The sequence below is a fragment of the Arenibacter lacus genome, from assembly GCF_008711145.1.
GTDB classification, from domain to species: domain Bacteria; phylum Bacteroidota; class Bacteroidia; order Flavobacteriales; family Flavobacteriaceae; genus Arenibacter; species Arenibacter amylolyticus.
This window is the reverse complement of sequence record NZ_VVIN01000005.1, coordinates 86,345-104,878: the sequence shown is the minus strand read 5'-3', so window position 1 is coordinate 104,878 and position 18,534 is coordinate 86,345. Positions and strand designations below refer to the sequence as shown.

Annotated in this window: 17 protein-coding genes; 10 read left to right on the top strand and 7 right to left on the bottom strand. The window is 42.4% G+C overall.

Features of this window, described 5'->3' with window-relative positions:
- A partial coding sequence (locus F1E73_RS03690) for an FAD-dependent oxidoreductase (protein WP_150451117.1) occupies positions 1 to 852 on the top strand: 852 nt, incomplete at its 5' end.
- 39 nt (positions 853 to 891) lie between these two features.
- On the opposite strand, the gene F1E73_RS03685 is transcribed toward F1E73_RS03690, so the two are convergent.
- Positions 892 to 1,893, bottom strand: a complete 1,002-nt coding sequence (locus F1E73_RS03685; protein WP_150451119.1) for an NAD(P)H-dependent glycerol-3-phosphate dehydrogenase — start codon at positions 1,891 to 1,893, stop codon at positions 892 to 894.
- Between the two features lie 395 nt (positions 1,894 to 2,288).
- On the opposite strand from F1E73_RS03685, the gene F1E73_RS03680 reads away from it, so the two are divergent.
- Positions 2,289 to 3,215: a nicotinic acid mononucleotide adenyltransferase gene (locus F1E73_RS03680; RefSeq protein WP_086475737.1), complete on the top strand. Its 927-nt coding sequence runs from the start codon at positions 2,289 to 2,291 to the stop codon at positions 3,213 to 3,215.
- A 143-nt stretch (positions 3,216 to 3,358) separates the two neighbouring features.
- Here F1E73_RS03680 and F1E73_RS03675 read toward each other — a convergent pair whose 3' ends face one another.
- Positions 3,359 to 4,228: a helix-turn-helix transcriptional regulator gene (locus F1E73_RS03675; RefSeq protein ID WP_150451116.1), complete on the bottom strand. Its 870-nt coding sequence runs from the start codon at positions 4,226 to 4,228 to the stop codon at positions 3,359 to 3,361.
- Between the two features lie 158 nt (positions 4,229 to 4,386).
- On the opposite strand from F1E73_RS03675, the gene F1E73_RS03670 reads away from it, so the two are divergent.
- Complete coding sequence (locus F1E73_RS03670) at positions 4,387 to 5,349, top strand: phytanoyl-CoA dioxygenase family protein (RefSeq protein WP_086475739.1); 963 nt, start codon at positions 4,387 to 4,389, stop codon at positions 5,347 to 5,349.
- A gap of 83 nt (positions 5,350 to 5,432) precedes the next feature.
- A complete protein-coding gene (locus F1E73_RS03665; RefSeq protein WP_086475740.1) occupies positions 5,433 to 6,971 on the top strand; it encodes a SulP family inorganic anion transporter in 1,539 nt (512 codons plus the stop codon).
- 421 nt (positions 6,972 to 7,392) lie between these two features.
- Here the strand turns inward: F1E73_RS03665 and F1E73_RS03660 are convergent, their stop codons facing one another.
- Genes F1E73_RS03660 through F1E73_RS03650 form a run of 3 tightly spaced genes read right to left on the bottom strand, consistent with a single transcriptional unit; the run spans position 7,393 to position 9,861 of the window.
- Positions 7,393 to 7,872, bottom strand: coding sequence for a c-type cytochrome (locus F1E73_RS03660; RefSeq protein ID WP_086476012.1), 480 nt, complete (start codon positions 7,870 to 7,872; stop codon positions 7,393 to 7,395).
- A gap of 40 nt (positions 7,873 to 7,912) precedes the next feature.
- Positions 7,913 to 8,875, bottom strand: coding sequence for a YheT family hydrolase (locus F1E73_RS03655; RefSeq protein ID WP_150451114.1), 963 nt, complete (start codon positions 8,873 to 8,875; stop codon positions 7,913 to 7,915).
- Between the two features lie 11 nt (positions 8,876 to 8,886).
- On the bottom strand, positions 8,887 to 9,861 hold the full coding sequence (locus tag F1E73_RS03650; RefSeq protein WP_086475742.1) for an NAD(P)H-dependent flavin oxidoreductase: 975 nt from the start codon (positions 9,859 to 9,861) through the stop codon (positions 8,887 to 8,889).
- 140 nt (positions 9,862 to 10,001) lie between these two features.
- Between F1E73_RS03650 and F1E73_RS03645 the strand changes: the two genes are divergently transcribed.
- Positions 10,002 to 10,478 (top strand): acyl-CoA thioesterase, encoded by a 477-nt coding sequence (locus tag F1E73_RS03645; RefSeq protein WP_086475743.1) that lies wholly within the window; start codon positions 10,002 to 10,004, stop codon positions 10,476 to 10,478.
- 82 nt (positions 10,479 to 10,560) lie between these two features.
- On the opposite strand, the gene F1E73_RS03640 is transcribed toward F1E73_RS03645, so the two are convergent.
- Entirely contained in the window at positions 10,561 to 10,920 is a 360-nt protein-coding gene (locus F1E73_RS03640) for an arsenate reductase family protein (RefSeq protein ID WP_086476013.1), read from the bottom strand.
- A 142-nt stretch (positions 10,921 to 11,062) separates the two neighbouring features.
- Here F1E73_RS03640 and F1E73_RS03635 point away from each other — a divergent pair, with 142 nt between their 5' ends.
- Positions 11,063 to 11,491 carry a DinB family protein gene (locus F1E73_RS03635; RefSeq protein WP_223883346.1) on the top strand — a complete coding sequence of 143 codons (429 nt, stop codon included), beginning with the start codon at positions 11,063 to 11,065 and terminating at the stop codon, positions 11,489 to 11,491.
- On the opposite strand, the gene F1E73_RS03630 is transcribed toward F1E73_RS03635, so the two are convergent.
- Entirely contained in the window at positions 11,488 to 12,231 is a 744-nt protein-coding gene (locus F1E73_RS03630; RefSeq protein ID WP_086475744.1) for a DUF3298 and DUF4163 domain-containing protein, read from the bottom strand. The two genes, F1E73_RS03635 and F1E73_RS03630, sit on opposite strands and share 4 nt — an antisense overlap.
- 89 nt (positions 12,232 to 12,320) lie before the next feature.
- Between F1E73_RS03630 and F1E73_RS03625 the strand changes: the two genes are divergently transcribed.
- The 4 genes from F1E73_RS03625 to F1E73_RS03610 all read left to right on the top strand — a co-directional run bounded on the left by F1E73_RS03625 (position 12,321) and on the right by F1E73_RS03610 (position 18,241).
- Positions 12,321 to 13,472, top strand: coding sequence for a cystathionine gamma-synthase (locus F1E73_RS03625; protein WP_150451113.1), 1,152 nt, complete (start codon positions 12,321 to 12,323; stop codon positions 13,470 to 13,472).
- Between the two features lie 110 nt (positions 13,473 to 13,582).
- A complete protein-coding gene (gene gdhA, locus F1E73_RS03620; RefSeq protein ID WP_150451111.1) occupies positions 13,583 to 14,932 on the top strand; it encodes an NADP-specific glutamate dehydrogenase in 1,350 nt (449 codons plus the stop codon).
- A 176-nt stretch (positions 14,933 to 15,108) separates the two neighbouring features.
- On the top strand, positions 15,109 to 15,828 hold the full coding sequence (recO, locus tag F1E73_RS03615; protein ID WP_086475747.1) for a DNA repair protein RecO: 720 nt from the start codon (positions 15,109 to 15,111) through the stop codon (positions 15,826 to 15,828).
- Positions 15,812 to 18,241, top strand: coding sequence for a TonB-dependent receptor (locus F1E73_RS03610; RefSeq protein WP_223883344.1), 2,430 nt, complete (start codon positions 15,812 to 15,814; stop codon positions 18,239 to 18,241). Before recO ends, F1E73_RS03610 begins: the two co-directional genes overlap by 17 nt.
- The last annotated feature ends 293 nt before the right edge of the window (positions 18,242 to 18,534 follow it).

Below are 18,534 nucleotides of genomic sequence, written 5' to 3'. Positions count from 1 at the left end.
GTCTATTTTGATATTCCGGATGGGAGGATGATGTTTGCCATCCCAAGAGGGAAAATTACGTATATAGGTACTACGGACACCAATTACAAGGAGGATAAAGATGAGGTGCGGGTAGGTATGGCCGATGCCCTTTATTTAATATCCGCGGTGAACAATATGTTTCCTAAAATCAATTTAGAGTTGGGGGATATCATTTCTTCCTGGGCGGGTCTGCGGCCCTTAATCCACGAAGAGGGGAAATCTGCAACAGAACTCTCCCGAAAGGATGAAATCTTCACTTCCAAATCCGGTTTAATCAGTATTGCGGGAGGGAAACTCACCGGTTATCGGAAAATGGCCGAACGGGTGGTGGATAAGGTGGCAGAAAAGTTGGAGGAGGAATACAGCACAAAAACTAAGGATTGCACCACAGATAAAATAGCGCTCTGTGGGAACGATTTTAAAAAGTACAAACACGTTAAAAAATATATCTCCAAAATTCATGAGCGATTGGCCCCCGAGGGTTTTTCAGAATACCATGCCTGGTTCTTGGTAACCACTTACGGGAAGCAGACAGAAACAATCTTGGCGGAATACGCCAAGTTAAAGGAAAAAGATCCTAACGTTCGTATGGCTAAGGCCGAGTTGAGATTTGCCGTTGATTATGAAATGGTAGCAAATCCTATGGATTTTTTCATCAGAAGAACAGGCCGACTCTATTTCGATATTGATAGCGTTAAAGAACTGATGGAACCCCTTTTAAAGGAATTTCAAAAGATCTATAAATTGGACGACATTATAGTGGACGGCTATAGAAAAACCCTGCAGGCAGATATCTCGGAACATTCGCGTTTTACGCTAGACAGGCCGTAAGCAGTGCCTTTGCGGTGCCTGTTAGGAAAACCGCCGTGGTTAATCTAGCTTCTCAGTGAGCTCCATAAAGACCTGTTTAGGGTTTTCGTGCTTGTACAAAACTTGGTAAACCGCATTTAAAATGGGGGTCTTCTCCTCTTTTTTTCGGTCGCTTATAATTAAATAGGCACTATTGGTGGCGTAATATCCCTCGGCAACCATTTTCATTTCCATCATAGCACTCTTTACCGTATACCCCTTGCCAATCATATTGCCAAACATACGATTGCGACTAAAAACAGAATATCCGGTAACCAAAAGGTCTCCCAAATAGGCCGAATTGTTGATGTTACGTTTCATCTTATGTACCTGTTTAATAAAGCGCTTCATTTCCCGAATAGCGTTGCTCATCAGTACACTCTGAAAATTATCGCCATAACCAAGTCCATGCGCAATTCCGGCTGCTATAGCATATATGTTTTTCAGCATGGCAGCATATTCGGTGCCTATGATGTCATCAGAAATTTTACACTTTATAAATTCACTGCTGAGGTGCTTGGCCACTAATTCTGCCTTTTCCGTATCTGCACAGGCAATGGTTAAATAAGAAAGTCGCTCCAAGGCCACCTCTTCTGCATGGCAAGGACCAGTGATTACTCCTATGTTTTTAAAGGGGACCTCGTAGTTTACATTAAAATGTTCCCCAACAATCAGGCTCGATTCCGGGACAATTCCCTTAATAGCAGAGAAAATAATCTTGTCTTTTAAGGATACGGTCAATGGCTCTAATTCTGAATGCAAAAACGCCGATGGAATGGCAAAAATAAGGACATCTGCATTGGAGACAGCTACATTTATATCATCGGTGAGTCGTAATTGATCCGTTTTAAACTCTACAGAGCTTAGGTAATTAGGGTTATGCCTATGAAGCTCAATATGGGCTATGGCATCCTTATTCCGCATATACCATTGTACGGTATCAGCATTTTCTGTTAACATCTTTACAATGGCGGTAGCCCAGCTTCCTCCTCCTAAAACGGCGATATTCATATCGTTTTTCATCAGCACAAAGGTATCAATTTTTACTTCCTCTCTATAGGGGTCCCATTTCTCTATCCAAAATCCCAGGCAATAACTAGTCCCATAATCTGGAACAACCACTTTGGAAGATTACATATTTTAAGGTTTCCCATGAAATAAGAAACCTATGGTGAACATGGGGAGCACTCCCTAAGCCACCTTCTTACGGGGCGACAATGTAGGGCGGTTTTCTGAAGTTTCAAAACACCCTTAGGGTAGAAAAACAATAGGGCTAGTATCACGGTTAATGGGCCTGTGGTTGGCAAAATGCTCCTCTAAGTAAATTGAGAAATCCTAATTGCTTGATGATCAGGCGCGAGGAAAAGCGGCATGAAGATTGATTAAAGCGATTTGAGTAACCGATTAAAAGAAAGCTTATGAGAGCTGTTAAATTATGGAGCCTTTTAATATTAATGGGACCCTTGGTCGCAAGTTGTTATGTGGAAAATGTAGAGGAAGAGGATTATTTACAACAAGCTGGTTCCAATCTTAGGGAATTACTGCATTCCTACGAATTGTGGTATGTAGATATAGACGCTAGCATGGGAACGGGGGAGGTGCCCTTTCTACAGCGAGCATTTACGGTATCCTTTAAAGGGGGAGCCCTGTATGCCAACAATAATTTGGTAGGGTTTGGAAAAACAGGCAATGGTTATGGAATTCCAGTGGGATTATTTAACACCGAAAAAGGTTGGTTAAATATAGATCATGATGTAGATGGCCTTTGGGGCTTGGAAGTTTTTGTGGTAAACGATAATACCATAGAACTCTATGACGGTCAAACAGATACCTCTTACTTTTTAAAGGGTTACCAAAGAGCCAATTTTAATTACGATCGAATTTTCTATGACAATCTCCAATATTTTCTTCAGGAATATGACCTATGGGAGAAAGTATATACTAGTGAGGAGGGGGAGATTAATGCGTTTGATGAAGAAAACTTTTTGCAGTTCTACGAAGATGGGAACGGTGGTGGTTTTCGTTCTTCTTTGGATGCCAGTGGAACTAATTTAAATGAGGTGAGCTGGGATTATATGGGGCGTTATCAGGTTTTTAACCTGCTCAATGAAGAGCTGGTAAAGGCCGTAACATTGGATTATGACTTTATGGACAACGATTATTTTGAACTTTATGTTATTAACGATCGTACGTTAGAACTTTACCATACTGGTAGTGGCACTGTCTATACTTTTAAAGGACGCGGTTTTATTACCTACCTTAAATCAGATGGCTCACAAAGAGACAAAAAGAGGATAAAATCTTCCAATGCCGTTATGGAAGAGTCCGTGAAAAGGAAAAGATAACTGCATTTTAAGGTAAGCAAGGAAATATTGAAGGTTTAGGTTGGTTGGTTAAAGCCGTCCCTGCGTAGTGGTAGGGGCGGTTTTTTTATTAGGGAGCCGCTGTGTTTTAACGATATCATGGAATCATTCTTTGTGGACGATAGTTAAAATCTTCTGGGCTGGTCTGTATATTTATGGTGCTCCTTCTTAAAATCGGAAGGATTCTGCTGGTTTAACCTTTTAAATATCTTGTTAAAGTAAGACAGACTTTCAAAGCCGCAATCAAAACAGGCTTCACTTACGTTTTTGCCCTTGAGTAATAAGCGCTTGGCCTGACTTATTCGATATTGGTTTAAAAATTGGATAAAGGTATTGCCAGTGGCTTTTTTAAAATACCTGCAAAAGGCCGCCTTCTCCAGACTACAAAGATCGGCTACCTCGTCTAAAGTTATTTTGTGCTGATAGTGGGCATCTACATATTCGTATACCTTCTTTAATCGCTGTTGTTCCTTTTTGGAATATTGATTAACTACGGGATGGGGGTGTAAGAGTTCATATTCCTGGCTGTTGGCCAATAGGTGTAATATATGGAGCACTTCCAAAAATTGCTCAAAGGGAGGCATACCGTATAGGGTCTTCATTTTTTTTCCAATGATAGCCTTGGTCTTACCGTAAAAGACGATGCCGTGCTGCGATCGTTCCAAAAGGGTATAGAGGTTAGAGAACTCCGGCATTTCCTTAAATACCTTGTTTTTAAAATGAGGATTTAAATGCAGTACTTCTTTCTCATAAGCGGTCTTCACCCCGTAATCAAAATTTAAATGGGGAATGTTAGACCCAATCAGGACTAGATCGCTTTCCAAATAGGAGGAAATATGTGTTCCTACATGTCTGGTGCCACTTGCACCCTCTATGTAAACTAGTTCGTATTCTGGGTGAAAATGCCAATAGAACAAATCGTTTAATCTGGGATGGTGCAAGAGATAAAAGGACTTTTCCGCATCCGAACCTATTTTTTCGAGTTGAATCTTCATGCACTATATAACAATATTGTTCAGTGTATTGCCCTGTCACTTCATTAAATGTCAATATAGTTCAAATTACGGTCAATATCAAGGTGGTTTCAGTTTTTGTTGATGGCTACATTTACTACTAGCTAATTAGACAAATTGTTAACTTAAAACTAGTGGTTATGCAAAAAATGGAAATGGGGAATAAGTACCATGAGGAAATTCCTGGAAACCCGTCTACGGCAACTTCCAGCAAGATGAAACTGAACGATCGGACAAAAGACCAGAGCCTACGGGTGCTCAGTGAAGCCGATTGGGATTTTTGGGTGCACAACGGTTATATTGTGATCAAAAATGCCATTACAAAGGCCCAGGCCGATGAAACCGCCCAATTCTTATGGGAATTTGATGAAAAAGACCCCAAGGATCAGGAGAGTTGGTATGCGCCGCCAAGGGCAGAAATGAAGATGAAAGAGCTAGCAGGAACGGGAATGGTGGAGGTGTACAACAATCAATTGTTATGGAACAATAGGCAACAACAGCGTATCTACGATGCTTTTGTAGATATCTGGGGCACGGAAAAATTATGGGTCACCATTGATAGGGCCAATCTAAATCTACCCAATCGGCCAGGTTATGAACAGAAAGGTTTTATCCACTGGGATTATGATCCGGAGACCAAACCCCAAAATGTTCAAGGTGTTTTAGCGCTATCCGATCAAACCGATGAGAATGTAGGCGGTTTTCAATGCATCCCTTGGTTGTATCGCAATTATGACAGCTGGAAACGTACCCAGCCAGAGGATCGGGATCGATTTCAGCCAGATGTAAGCAATTTGCAGGATAAAATTGTGAAGGTAAAAATGGAAGCTGGAGACCTGTTGATCTTTAATAGCACCCAACCCCATGGTATAAGACCTAATCTTAGTAAAGACAAAGTGCGCATTGCGCAGTATATATCCATGATGCCCGCCGAAGAAGATAATACTGCCTTACGCGATTGGCGGGTGAATTCTTGGAAGAATAGAGTGGCTCCAGAAGGCTATGCTTTTCCAGGGGATCCCAGAAATTGGGAGCAATTAAAATACCCGCAAGCAACATTAAGTGAGTTGGGGGAGAAGCTTTTAGGGTTAAAAAGGTGGTAAAGAAGGAGCGTTCTCATTTTTTGCGGTATAATGCCTCATTAAAGAATAAAAACCAGTATTTTTGCCTCCCTTAAAACGCAAATGTGAAAAAGTATTTAAATCTATTCGATTTTAGGCAAAAAGTAAATTACAGAACAGAGGTGTTCGCGGGGCTTACGGTGGCTATGACCATGATACCAGAATCGCTCTCGTTCGCAATTTTAGCAGGACTTACCCCCCTAACCGGGCTTTATGCTGCTTTCATTATGGGGATTGTTACGGCAATCTTCGGAGGAAGACCAGGAATGGTCTCCGGAGGAGCAGGGGCTACTGTAGTAGTGTTAATCGCATTGATATCTTCTCACGGAGTGGAATACCTTTTCGCGGCCGTGGCTTTGGCCGGACTATTACAATTAATGGTTGGCGTATTCCGGTTTGGGAAATTTGTTAGGCTTATCCCCCAACCAGTAATGTTCGGATTTTTAAACGGACTGGCGGTGATTATTTTTATGTCGCAGGTAGACCAGTTTAAATCCATGGGAGGTGGGGAAAATTCATGGATGGAAGGGACAGCACTGTATACTATGCTGGGCTTAACACTTTTGACTATTCTAATTGTATCGGTATTGCCCAAGATTACGAAAGCGGTTCCTGCTTCCTTGGTAGCGATATTAGTGGTCTTTGGCGTAGTGTATTTTCTAGGTATAGAAACGAAAAAAGTAGTTGATATTGCCTCTGTAAGTGGCTCCTTACCGTCGTTCCATATCCCGAATATCCCCTTTACTTGGGAGACGCTAAAAATTATTTTTCCCTATGCTATGGTGATGGCTGGGGTTGGACTTATAGAATCGCTACTAACCCTTAATATGGTAGATGAGATCACCAATACCAGAGGGAAATCCAATAGGGAGGCTGCGGCACAAGGTGTTGCTAATATTGCTAATGGATTCTTTGGTGGTATGGGCGGATGTGCCATGGTTGCCCAAACCTTGGTGAACGTTGGTTCTGGAGCAAGAGCAAGGCTGTCTGCAATTATTGGGGCTTTGACCATCCTGCTGATTATCCTTGTAGGAGGGCCGGTGATAGAGCAAATCCCGATGGCCGCCCTAGTAGGGGTGATGATGGTAGTTGCCATTGGAACCTTCGAATGGGTGAGTTTTAAAATACTCAATAAAATGCCGAAGCACGATATCTTTGTTTTGATATTGGTAGCTGCGGTGACGGTTGTGCTTCACAACTTGGCCCTAGCGGTACTCATCGGGGTAATTATATCGTCTTTAGTATTTGCTTGGGAAAGCGCCAAGCGAATTAGAGCAAGAAAACGTGTAGACGAGGATGGTGTTAAATACTATGAAATATATGGTCCCTTATTCTTTGGATCTACCACTACCTTTTTAGAAAAATTTGATGTGGATAACGACCCGGAAGAGGTTGTAATAGACTTTAAAGAGAGTAAGGTGGTAGACATGTCTGCCATAGATGCCCTCAACAAAATTACGGCTCGGTACCAGAAACAAGGGAAGAAATTACGACTGAGACATTTAAGCAGTGATTGTTTAAGATTGTTATCCAACGCCGAAAGTGTGATTGAGGTAGACATTATTAAAGATCCAACGTATAAGGTGATGGCAGATAGGGTGTAACCTACGTGCAGTTCCTGAAAAATAGCTAGCCCCGTATCCAAAAAGATAGGGGGCTTTTTTATGGGTCATTATGGAGGCATTAGAGTTTCTTATTTAATAGCCTACAAGCTATTTGTTCTCTAGCTTTAAGTTGTATAGGCTTGCCTAGTAAAAGTCCGCTGTTCCTTTCTTAAGGGAGCTGAAAGGTCTAGGTCAGGGAATGGATACAAAACAAAGCTAAGGATAAGGGAAGAGGTACAGGAGGGGTAAGATGTAATCTAGAAATGAGTCCCTAAACTCAATTGGGTGAGCGCCGATTTAGTTTTGGGAGCCTCACTAAAGAATACACACAATCCTTACTGTTGTGTGTAAAAACAAAAAAACGCCAACCAAGGCCATAGGCCATTGATCAGCGTTTTTCTATTTAATAAGGTTTCCTAGCCTACAGGGTTCTGAAATATTCAGCAACCGCTCTTGCATCCTCTTCTGATAAATTCTGATTCAGCATAACGGCATTGTTGTATTCTTTAAGTAGCGCCTTGGCAATTGGATCTTCCTTAAGCATTCCGTCAGGGTTTAAGATCATATTCATAACCCATTCTGGACTTCTTCTTTCATAGATTCCTTTTATTGCAGGTCCAATCATTCGCTGGTCTACCATATGGCATGCCACACATAGGGAGCTAAAAATCTTCTCGCCCTTAGCGGCCATATCTTTATCTATGTTGTCGCCGAAAGTAACGGATTTAATGGGACCAACCCCTTTGTTGTCCATGTCAATCGGCACTCCTTCACTTTTCGTAACCGCTTTTACTTCCTTCTTCGTGCGGTTCATTTCAAAACCGGATTTTTTCTCTTCTTTTTTCTCACCACAGCTTATCATTAAGCCCAAAATGGCGATAGGGATCAGTAGTTTTTTCATTTTTTTTTTAATTAAAGCACTAAGATAGGAAATAGATTTTTTATTGCTGCTCTTCAATGAAATTTAATGCCCTTTTTTCCGTATAGCTAATATTATTATGCTCATAGAAGCCAACATGTCCGCCGTAGGTGGGCGACTCAAAAAAAACCGAGCGGCTATTCTGCGCCTCTCGGTAGGGATAGCATTGTTTGCCTAGGAACGAATCGTTTTTGGCATTGATAATTAGGGTGGGAATGTTTATAGACTCCAAGAATTGCAGGGAGCTACATTGCTCGTAATAATCCATGGCATCCAAAAAACCATGGGCCTTACTGGTATATAAGTCGTCAAAATCCTTCAGGGTTTGGATACTGGCAATTTCATGGTCGCTTATTTTCTGGGGGAAAAGCGCTTGTTTGGCACGGAGTTTTTCTACCAAACGTTTTTTAAACCGATGGGCGTACAAACGGTTTTTGGGCTTTAATAACTGCTCTAGGGAGCTGTGAAGGTGGCAGGGTACCGATACGGCAATGGCACTTTTTATTTCCTTAGGGAGGCTGCGTTCCTCGCCCAGATATTTTAAGGCCAGATTACCGCCAAGGCTAAATCCCTTAAGGTGAATTTCATTATAACGGTCCTTTTCTAAAACATGCCGTATCACTTGCTCCAGGTCTTCCGTGGCCCCAGAATGGTAAGATTTAAAGAGATGGTTATTGGTTCCGCTACAACCTCTATAGTTAACCGCACAAACATTTATTCCCGCTCCAACAAATTCCTTGGCTGCTCCGGTGATATAAGGGCGTTTCGAATTTCCTTCTAAGCCGTGCAATAGAATTGCTACCTTGGAAGTGCTCCCACTGGTAAAGCTCCAGTCTAGATCCATAAAGTCTCCATCCGGGAGATGGAGTCGCTCCCTCTGCTGAGGTGGCTCGCTTACCCTTCTTAGCAAGCCAGCATAAATGGTGGCAATATGGCCATTTCTAAAAGGAAATGGCGGATGGTATTCGGAAGTGATTATAGGCATAAAAGTTTGCTTTACTTTGGGTAGATTTCCAACCGCTTTGCCTGTTCCTCAATGGATGACTTGAATTCAGATTTTAAAGTGGTTATCAGTTCGGAAACGGTGGGCACATTGTCTATAGAGGTGACTCCTTGCCCTGCAGACCAAATAGTTTTCCATGCCTTGGCCTCAGTATCCAATTCTTTTCCAAAGTCTATTTTGGTATCTTTTTTTAAATCGGCCTCAGTAATCCCTGTTGCTTTTAAACTGTCATACAAAAAGTTGGCGTGTACCCCGGAAACGGCTGCGGTATATACTACGTCGTCCGCGTCCGAATCGATGATCATTTTTTGGTATTCTTCAGGGGCCTTGCTCTCCTTGGTGTTTATAAAGCGGGTGCCCATATAGGCCAAATCGGCCCCCATTTGAAGGGCGGTGGCAATATCCCTACCGGTACTGAGGCAGCCAGAGAGGATGATAGTCTTATGAAAGAATTTCTTTATCTCTGCCACTAGGGAAATGGGGTTAATGGTTCCTGCGTGGCCTCCGGCCCCAGCAGATACTAGAATCAATCCGTCTACGCCTGCCTCTGCCGCTTTTTCGGCATGGCGCTTCTTTATGATATCGTGAAATACGAGTCCGCCATAACTATGAACGGCATTCACCAGTTGAGAGACGGCACCCAAAGAGGTGATAATTAGAGGTACTTGATGTTTAATGCAAACTTGTAAATCGGCCTCCAACCTTGGGTTGGTAGGGTGTACAATCAAGTTTACTCCAAAAGGGGCCGCTTTCTTGCCGGTTTCCGCCTCAAATGCTTTTAATTGAGATTTAATCTCTACCACCCATTCCTCAAAACCTTCAGTGGTACGTTGGTTAAGAGCCGGAAAGGTCCCTACAATCCCATTTTTACAACATTCTATGACCAATTGAGGCCCGGATATCAAAAACATAGGGGCTGCTATGGCAGGGAGGGAGAGGTCTTTTATAAAAGCTGCTTTTTCATTCATTTGGATGGGTGTTTTAATTAGTTAAACCTTGTGGGTAACACAAGAATTGTAAGGTATAAATTTATTCTCTCACAAAACTGTGCTACATTTGAAAAATGTTATGCATGCATAACATTTTCAAAAATACTAAATAAATAAGGATGTATATAAAAGAATTTGAAATTCGCTGGAGTGATGTGGATGCCAATGGGCATATGGCCAATGCTGCCTATCTCAATTTTATGAGCCACACACGAATGGCTTTTTTAATGGAGTTGGGATTTAATCAACAATCAATGGTTACCCATAATATTGGGCCGGTGGTTTTTCATGAACACGTCTACTATTTTAAGGAGGCTTTTATAGGCACCCCGGTTAGGGTGAGCTTGGAATTGAACGGACTTAGTGAAGACGGAATGTTTTTTGAATTTCACCACAACTTTTACGACGAAAAGGGGAGAAACTTTGCTCATTGTGAGGTGATGGGTGCCTGGATAGATTTAACTACTAGAAGTCTTACCGGATTGGCCAGGCCTTTATTGAACTCGTTTAACAAGGTACCCAAATCAGGGACCTTTAAGGTGCTTACCAGGGAGGATACCCGTAAGTTTTCCGTGCGTCCCAAGGACTTGGTATAAGTTTATTTCCGGAAAAAATATTTACAAAATACCCTGGAGCAACGCAATAGCAGTTAGCTTGTTCCAGGGTTGCTTTTATGTGTTATGCTGTGGGCTTTATGAGCGTTTTAGCAGCGGCAACCGCTGCTTTGCTATTGCCTACAAAAATTTGATTGTCAACAATAATTACGGGGCGTTTTAAAAAGGTGTAATGCTCTAGGATTAACTCCTTGTAATCGGATTCGGAAAGGTTTTGTTCCTTTAAATTCCGCTCCTTGTAAAGACGGGCCCGCCTACTGAACAGTTTCTCATAGCTTCCTGCCATTTCGGCCATTTGTGAGAGTTGCTCCGGGCTAATACTAGTTGTTTTTATATCCTGAAGTTCAAATTCCGCTCCAGGATTTAATTCTTTTAAAATGCGCTTACAGGTATCACAGCTGCTTAGGTGATATATCTTCTTCATTATTTTCATTTTACGGTTGTTGATAAGACATGCAAAGAAACCCAATTTCCTTGAAAAACACTACATTTATAGCTAATTGGTAATACGTGTACATATGGAAGTTTTGGAACATGCATTTGTTATTAGCCTTTAAAATAGGAAAATACTAAACAAGTTTTTGGAGGAGACCCCAAGGGATCAGTTGTTGCAGATTCCGGAGGGATTTAGGAACAATATTTGGTGGAATATTGCCCATGTGGTGGTAACCCAGCAATTATTGATCTATAAACTTAGTGGCCAGCCCATGCGGGTAGATACCGCATTGGTAGAAAAATTTCAAAAGGGCACGGTTCCCGATGGTACGGCTACGGAAGAGGAGATCAATAAAATAAAAGAGCTCTTATTCGCAACGGTAGAATGGGCACAACAAGATTATGCTAGCGGGCTATTCTCAGATTTTCAGGAGTATACCGCAAGTGTAAACGTGACGCTTTCATCTGTGGAAGATGCCATTGTGTTCAACGTGTTTCACGAAGGGCTGCATACGGGGGCTGTTCTATCCTTGTTAAAAGCGCTAAAGAGAAATGGTTAAGAGCCCAGCTCATAATTTAAATAGGGTTGCACTTCCTTAAAAGGTAAGATCAGCCTAATGGGACCATCTGCATAGGAGGCTATTTCATAGGGGGCGTAGATCATCTCCAGACCTTCGGTAGTTAATCCTATGGTATCGGGCAGGTAAAAAGAATCTCCATAAAACATAAATCCAGTAGCGTTAATACTGTCGGTTTCTGGAATCTGCTCTTGCTTTCTAAACTGCCTTTCCGCATAGAGGGCTAAGGCTTCTTGATTGGAAAACAGTTGGGTATTGTCTAGTTCTACCGCCTTCTTTTTATCAAAGTTTAAAAATCGGATGGACGAAAATCCATGGGCACCCCCCGTAAAGGTATAGGTGTTAATTTGAAGCGTAATTAAGTGGGGGTCTTCGTAGGTGACCTTACCTTCTATAATGGCTTCCCATCCTATTGCCTCATCCTGGAAATGTTGTTTAATATCTAAGTATCCGTTTTTAAAGGATTGCATGGCTTCCGTTATGGTGCTGGCCTCTAAGGTGTCGTCATAATCTAGCATGGAAATTACCTCTTCCCTTACCGCGGTATTAATTGCTTCGCTTAAGGCATCCTTGGGAAGCGCCTTGGGAATGGAAATGGTAATCTCAGGGCAGTCCGCACATTTTTCCGAGGTGAATTCTAGGGGTTCAAACGCAAGTTGCCCGTCGTCCTTGCAACCCAAGATCAAAATTAAAACCAAGAAACACAAGACACTATTTTTCATCGTAGATAGCAATTTTAGAGTATTGCAAAACTACAATTTCATTGGTTTCCCGGAAAGATAAAGGTACATTTGTGATATAACTTATTATTATGGGCAAGAAAACCTTGAGATTCAATAGTAAAACCATTCACGGAGGGCAGTTTCCAGATAAGGCTTATGGAGCGGTAATGCCTCCAATTTACCAGACTTCCACCTATGCACAGACCACCCCGGGCGGACACAAGGGGTACGAGTACTCCAGAAGTGCCAACCCAACCAGAACCGCCCTGGAGAATGCGTTGGCAAGTATAGAAAACGGAAATTACGGACTTGCTTTTGGCAGTGGACTGGCCGCTATGGATGCGGTGATGAAACTCTTGAAGCCTGGGGATGAGGTAATTTCTACTAATGATCTGTACGGAGGTAGTTATCGAATCTTTAAAAAGATATTTGAGCAGTATGGTATTGTGTTTCACTTCGTAGGAATGCAAGATCCAAGTGCTATTGAAGCGCATATCAACAAGAAGACCAAATTAATTTGGGTAGAGACACCTACCAATCCCATGATGAACATTATAGACATTAAAGCGGTGGCGCAATTGGCAAAACAGCAAGGTGTTCTATTGGCGGTAGACAATACTTTTGCTACTCCCTATCTGCAGTTACCCCTAGATCTGGGGGCCGATATTGTAATGCATTCTGCTACCAAGTACTTGGGCGGTCATAGTGATGTTGTGCTGGGAGGTTTGGTAGTGAAGGACAAGGAATTAGCAGATAGACTTTATTTTATTCAAAATGCCAGTGGGGCAGTTTGCGGACCCATGGATAGCTTTTTGGTGCTGAGAGGTATAAAGACCCTGCATGTGCGAATGCAGAGACACTGTGAGAACGGGAGGGCTGTGGCCCAATACCTCGCCAACCACCCAGGCGTAGAAAAAGTGTATTGGCCCGGATTTGCCAGTCATCCCAATCATCAGGTGGCAAAAGATCAGATGAAAGATTTTGGCGGCATGATTTCTTTTGTTCCCAAGGGGGCAGATTATGCCACGGCGATAAAAATTGTGGAAAGGCTAAAGGTGTTTACCCTGGCAGAATCGCTAGGGGGCGTAGAGAGTTTGGCCGGACACCCTGCAAGTATGACGCATGCTAGTATTCCCAAGGAAGAACGGGAGAAAAGCGGCGTGGTAGATTCATTAATAAGGCTGAGTGTGGGAATAGAGGATGTGGACGATTTAATTGAGGACTTGGAACAGGCTTTTTAGCAGTGAAAACAACAAAATTCAATAAAATTGATTGAGAAACACCATAAAAGCCATATTTTTGTCATCAAAATCAATATTAACTTAAGAATAGTAAACTGACAATATTTTTTATGGAAGAAAGGATTAAAGCATTCATGGACGAGGTAAAGGCCCGTAATGGTCACCAACCAGAGTTCATTCAAGCGGTTCAAGAAGTAGCTGAAACCATTATACCCTTTATTTTCCTACCGGGGAATGAAGAGTACAGTGGTAAAAATTTACTTCTAAGAATGGTAGAACCGGAGCGCTTAATCTATTTTAGGGTGCCGTGGGTAGATGACCAAGGAGAGATAAATGTAAACAGGGGGTACCGGGTACAGATGAACTCTGCCTTAGGACCTTATAAAGGCGGCTTAAGATTCCACCCCACTGTAAATGCGAGTGTATTAAAATTCCTTGCCTTTGAACAGGTATTCAAGAATAGCTTAACTACCCTTCCTTTAGGAGGTGGTAAAGGGGGTGCAGATTTCGATCCCAAAGGAAAATCGGACGGGGAGGTCATGCGCTTCTGTCAGTCGTTTATGACGGAGCTTTGCAGACATATAGGTCCAGATACGGATGTGCCTGCCGGAGATATCGGAGTAGGAGCCAGAGAGATAGGGTACCTTTTTGGTATGTACAAGAAAATAAGAAATGAATTCACAGGGGTGTTAACCGGGAAAGGTCTTTCCTATGGTGGTTCCAAAATTCGCCCAGAGTCTACGGGATATGGAACGGTATATTTTGTTCAGAGTATGTTGAACAATATAGACCAAACCATAGAAGGTAAAACGTTTGTTATTTCTGGATCTGGAAACGTGGCCCAGTATGCCGCCGAAAAGGCGATGGAATTGGGTGGGAAGGTGCTTACCCTTTCCGATTCTGGTGGATATATCTATGACAAGGATGGTATTGATTCTGAGAAGTTGGCCTTTGTGATGGATCTAAAAAACAATAGACGAGGAAGAATTTCGGAATACGTGGAGAAATATCCTTCTGCAGTTTATAAGGAAGGGGAAACGCCTTGGGAGGTAGCTTGTGATATTGCCTTGCCATGTGCTACCCAAAATGAATTGAATGGGGAAGATGCGAAGACCTTATTGAAAAATGGATGTATCTGTGTGGCAGAAGGTGCAAATATGCCTTCTACCCCAGAGGCTATAGATAGCTTCTTGGAGGCTAAAATCTTGTTTGGACCAGGAAAAGCGGCCAATGCTGGGGGAGTTTCTACTTCTGGTCTGGAAATGTCACAAAACTCATTGCGACTAAGTTGGACCCGTGAAGAAGTGGATAGCCGACTTCAGAAAATTATGAGCGACATTCATGAGGCTTGTATAGAATATGGCCGTGAAGAGGACGGATTCTGTAACTATGTAAAAGGAGCAAACATTGCCGGCTTTGTAAAAGTGGCCGATGCCATGCTTGCGCAGGGAGTAATATAGTATTTGCAGAAAATACTCAGTAAAAAGTAGGACCGGAATGGCGATTTAAGGCATTTCCGGTCCTTTTTTATGAATGGTACTATGCGTGTAGGGCTAATATCCTGAGCTTTACGGTACCGGGAAGTAAGAGTTCATTTGGTAATAGTGTTCAATTTTTAACCCTAAATACATTCACTATGCAGGTCACTACGAAGGCCATTGTGCTGAAAGCCATAAAATATGGGGAAACCAGCCTGATAGTTACCATGTACACCCTTTCTAGCGGAATACGGACCTATATGTTAAAAGGGGTGCTGGCGGCAAAGAAAGGCAAGCTAAAGGCAGCGTACTTTCAACCCTTGGCGCAGCTAGAAATTGTTGCGGTTCACAAGGATAAAGGCACTTTAGAACATTTAAAAGAAGTGAGGGTGAGCTATCACTTTCAGAGTCTCCATACTCAAATTGCCAAAAATGCCATTACCTTCTTCTTAGCCGAAATGATTGCGAATAGTATTCATGAGGAAGAGCCCAATACAGAGCTTTTTCATTTTATGGAAGCCTCTTTTCAATGGCTAGATACCCATAGCGATTATGCTAATTTTCACCTGCATTTTCTTTTGATGCTTAGTAAGTACCTAGGCTTTTTCCCCGATATGGAAAATAAAGACTACCCCTGTTTCGATCTTTTGGAGGGAGAATTTGTAAAAGAACCTTCCCTAAACCCTATTCTAGAGGGGAGGGAACTATTTTGTTTTAAAAGCATTTTGGGCATAGGTTTTGATGGCATAGAAGGGATTAAGTTGAATAAAAATGACAGGAAGAACCTGTTGAAAAACCTGGTGCTTTTTTATGAGTTGCATCTACAGGGGTTTAGAAAACCGAAAACGTTGGCAGTGTTAAATGAGGTGTTTAGTTAATATGAAAAGGACCGTATTTGTACTTGTCCTTTTGCTTTTTTATGGGGTTAGAGGTCAGGAAATTATTGTGTTGGATGCAGATGATCGGCAGCCGATCTCCAATGTGGTTGTTTATAACGCCGATAAGTCTAAAACAGCGCTATCAGATTTTGATGGGGTGTGCAACCTCTCCCAGTTCCAGGAGGGAGAGCGTATTACCCTGAGACATATCGGGTATCAGATGGTGAAGGCTACCAAAGAAAATCTGTTGAAGAGGGGAAAGGTGTATATGGCCTTAGATGCCGAACAATTGGATGAGGTGGTTATGTCCATTTCCAAATGGGAACAACAACGAAAAGATATTCCTCAGAAAATTGAAGTGATCAATGCCCAAAACATCGCGTTTACCGCGCCTCAAACCTCGGCTGATCTCCTTAGTAATAGCGGAAAGGTCTTTGTGCAAAAAAGTCAGTTAGGGGGAGGGAGCCCAATGATACGTGGTTTTGCAACCAATAGATTGTTGATTTCCGTAGATGGGGTACGCATGAACAATGCGATCTTTAGAAGTGGTAATATCCAAAATATCATCTCATTAGATCCCTTTACCGTGAGGAGTACCGAGGTTATTTTTGGACCCGGTTCCGTTATCTATGGCTCAGATGCTATTGGAGGGGTAATGAATTTTTACACTAAAAAACCGCAGTTTTCTTCCCAGGATAGCCTTTTGGTTACCGGTACTGGAGGTTACAGGTATGCTACGGCCAACAGTGAAAATAGCTTTCATGTAGATCTTAATTTAGGTAAAAAGGAATGGGCCTTTTTATCCAGTTTTTCATACAATGATTTTGGCGACCTGAGGATGGGGTCGCACGGTCCGCAATCTTACCTGCGTACGCAGTATGTGGTAAATGGTATGGGAGAAGGAGATGTAATTAAGCAAAACAAGAATTCTAAATTGCAGCGCCCAACTGGCTATGATCAGCTAAACCTGATGCAGAAAGTGGCCTATAAACCTAATAATAATTGGAATATAGACCTAGGACTGTTTTATTCGGAAACCTCCGATTTTGATAGGTACGACAGGCTGATTAGGCCTTCCAAGGATGGGGACGGACTCCGATCTGCAGAGTGGTACTACGGTCCGCAAAAGTGGTTTATGGGGAATCTTCAGTTTTATCAAGACGGACTTAGAAAATTCTATGATGGGTTAAAAATAACTGCAGCTTATCAAAACTTTAAGGAGAGTAGAAATGAGCGTGGTTTCCAGGATGACTACCTATACAGTACCCAAGAAAATGTGGATGCACTTAGCCTAAATGTGGATCTTGAAAATAAGAGAATGGGCAACTTCAGGCTTTATTATGGGAGTGAGTATGTGTACAATAAGATTGGATCCCATGGTCATAGGCTGCACCTAGGGGACAATACCAATCAGCCATCCGCTTCCCGTTATCCCGATGGGTCTAGTTGGCAAACGCTGGCCGCTTATATAAGTGGGGAGCTCAAAGCAAAACCCAATTTCACCCTCTCATCCGGCCTGCGCTATAGCCATGTGTGGATAAATGCAGATTTTGATCATAGCTTTTACCCGTTTCCTTTTAAAAATGCCGATCTAAGTACTGGCGCTTTAACGGGGAGTGTGGGATTTAGTTGGTTCCCTAGAACGGATTTGCAGCTCACGCTAAACGGTTCTACAGGCTTTAGAGCACCTAATATAGATGATATAGGAAAAGTCTTTGATTCCGAGCCAGGGGCTGTAGTAGTCCCCAATGCGGATTTGGAACCAGAATATGCCTATAATATGGAAATAGGGGTTCGGAAGAATTTTAAGGACCGGTCTACCATTAAAGCAGCAGCCTTTTATACGTATTTGGTAGATGCATTGGTACGTCGCGATTATCAATTTAATGGGCAGGGTGAAATTGATTATCATGGAGAAATGAGCAGGGTGCAGGCCGTGCAAAATGCTGCAATGGCCTATGTGCATGGATTTGAGATTGGAGTGGATGTTTATATGACCGAAAACCTATCCTTGGTTTCCAACTTAACCGTAACCAAGGGGGAGGAAGAAGAGGATGATGGGTCGCATTCTCCAGGTAGACACGTGGCACCGACTTTTGGGGATGTTCACCTTGTTTGGAAGAACCACAGGCTAAAGACCGATCTTTTTGTTAACTATAACGGTGAGATTTCCCATAGCGATATGGCTCTTTCCGAAAGGAAGAAAAGCTATATATATGCGCAAGATGCCAATGGAGACACCTATTCTCCTTCTTGGTATACCCTAAACCTACGTTCCCAATACCAGGTTTCCTCGCCATGGACCCTGCACCTGCACTTAGAAAATATAACGGATCAACGCTACCGTTCCTATTCTTCAGGGATTGTAGCCCCCGGAATTAATTTAATACTCGGTGCGCGCTATTTGTTCTAAATGCTACACTGCAGGGGGAAGAACAACATAGGGGTGGCCTTAACCATGTAAGGTTCAATCCCGCTACAGTAGATTGGTTCCTTTAAGGTTTTTGGTGCTTATTATATCCCTTCACAGGGATGTGGTAGGCCGTATTCATTGGGGGCAATAGAAATTTCTGTCCGCTGAGTTTGGCATGTAGTATTGGCTATTTATATTTTAGCATCGCTCAGTTGGGCCACTAAAATGTGCATCCCTGTCCCAGAGGGCAATGCGCACCTAGTTAATTAGCATTTTAATCCGCTGGGAGTCAA

Excerpts from the sequence above, each read along its gene's own strand:
- F1E73_RS03685 (WP_150451119.1), bottom strand. The coding sequence starts at position 1,893 with ATGAAAAACGATATGAATATCGCCGTTTTAGGAGGAGGAAGCTGGGCT.
- F1E73_RS03680 (WP_086475737.1), top strand. The coding sequence starts at position 2,289 with ATGAGAGCTGTTAAATTATGGAGCCTTTTAATATTAATGGGACCCTTG.
- F1E73_RS03675 (WP_150451116.1), bottom strand. The coding sequence starts at position 4,228 with ATGAAGATTCAACTCGAAAAAATAGGTTCGGATGCGGAAAAGTCCTTT.
- F1E73_RS03670 (WP_086475739.1), top strand. The coding sequence starts at position 4,387 with ATGCAAAAAATGGAAATGGGGAATAAGTACCATGAGGAAATTCCTGGA.
- F1E73_RS03660 (WP_086476012.1), bottom strand. The coding sequence starts at position 7,872 with ATGAAAAAACTACTGATCCCTATCGCCATTTTGGGCTTAATGATAAGC.
- F1E73_RS03655 (WP_150451114.1), bottom strand. The coding sequence starts at position 8,875 with ATGCCTATAATCACTTCCGAATACCATCCGCCATTTCCTTTTAGAAAT.
- F1E73_RS03650 (WP_086475742.1), bottom strand. The coding sequence starts at position 9,861 with ATGAATGAAAAAGCAGCTTTTATAAAAGACCTCTCCCTCCCTGCCATA.
- F1E73_RS03645 (WP_086475743.1), top strand. The coding sequence starts at position 10,002 with ATGTATATAAAAGAATTTGAAATTCGCTGGAGTGATGTGGATGCCAAT.
- F1E73_RS03640 (WP_086476013.1), bottom strand. The coding sequence starts at position 10,920 with ATGAAGAAGATATATCACCTAAGCAGCTGTGATACCTGTAAGCGCATT.
- F1E73_RS03630 (WP_086475744.1), bottom strand. The coding sequence starts at position 12,231 with ATGAAAAATAGTGTCTTGTGTTTCTTGGTTTTAATTTTGATCTTGGGT.
- F1E73_RS03625 (WP_150451113.1), top strand. The coding sequence starts at position 12,321 with ATGGGCAAGAAAACCTTGAGATTCAATAGTAAAACCATTCACGGAGGG.
- gdhA (WP_150451111.1), top strand. The coding sequence starts at position 13,583 with ATGGAAGAAAGGATTAAAGCATTCATGGACGAGGTAAAGGCCCGTAAT.
- recO (WP_086475747.1), top strand. The coding sequence starts at position 15,109 with ATGCAGGTCACTACGAAGGCCATTGTGCTGAAAGCCATAAAATATGGG.
- F1E73_RS03610 (WP_223883344.1), top strand. The coding sequence starts at position 15,812 with ATGAGGTGTTTAGTTAATATGAAAAGGACCGTATTTGTACTTGTCCTT.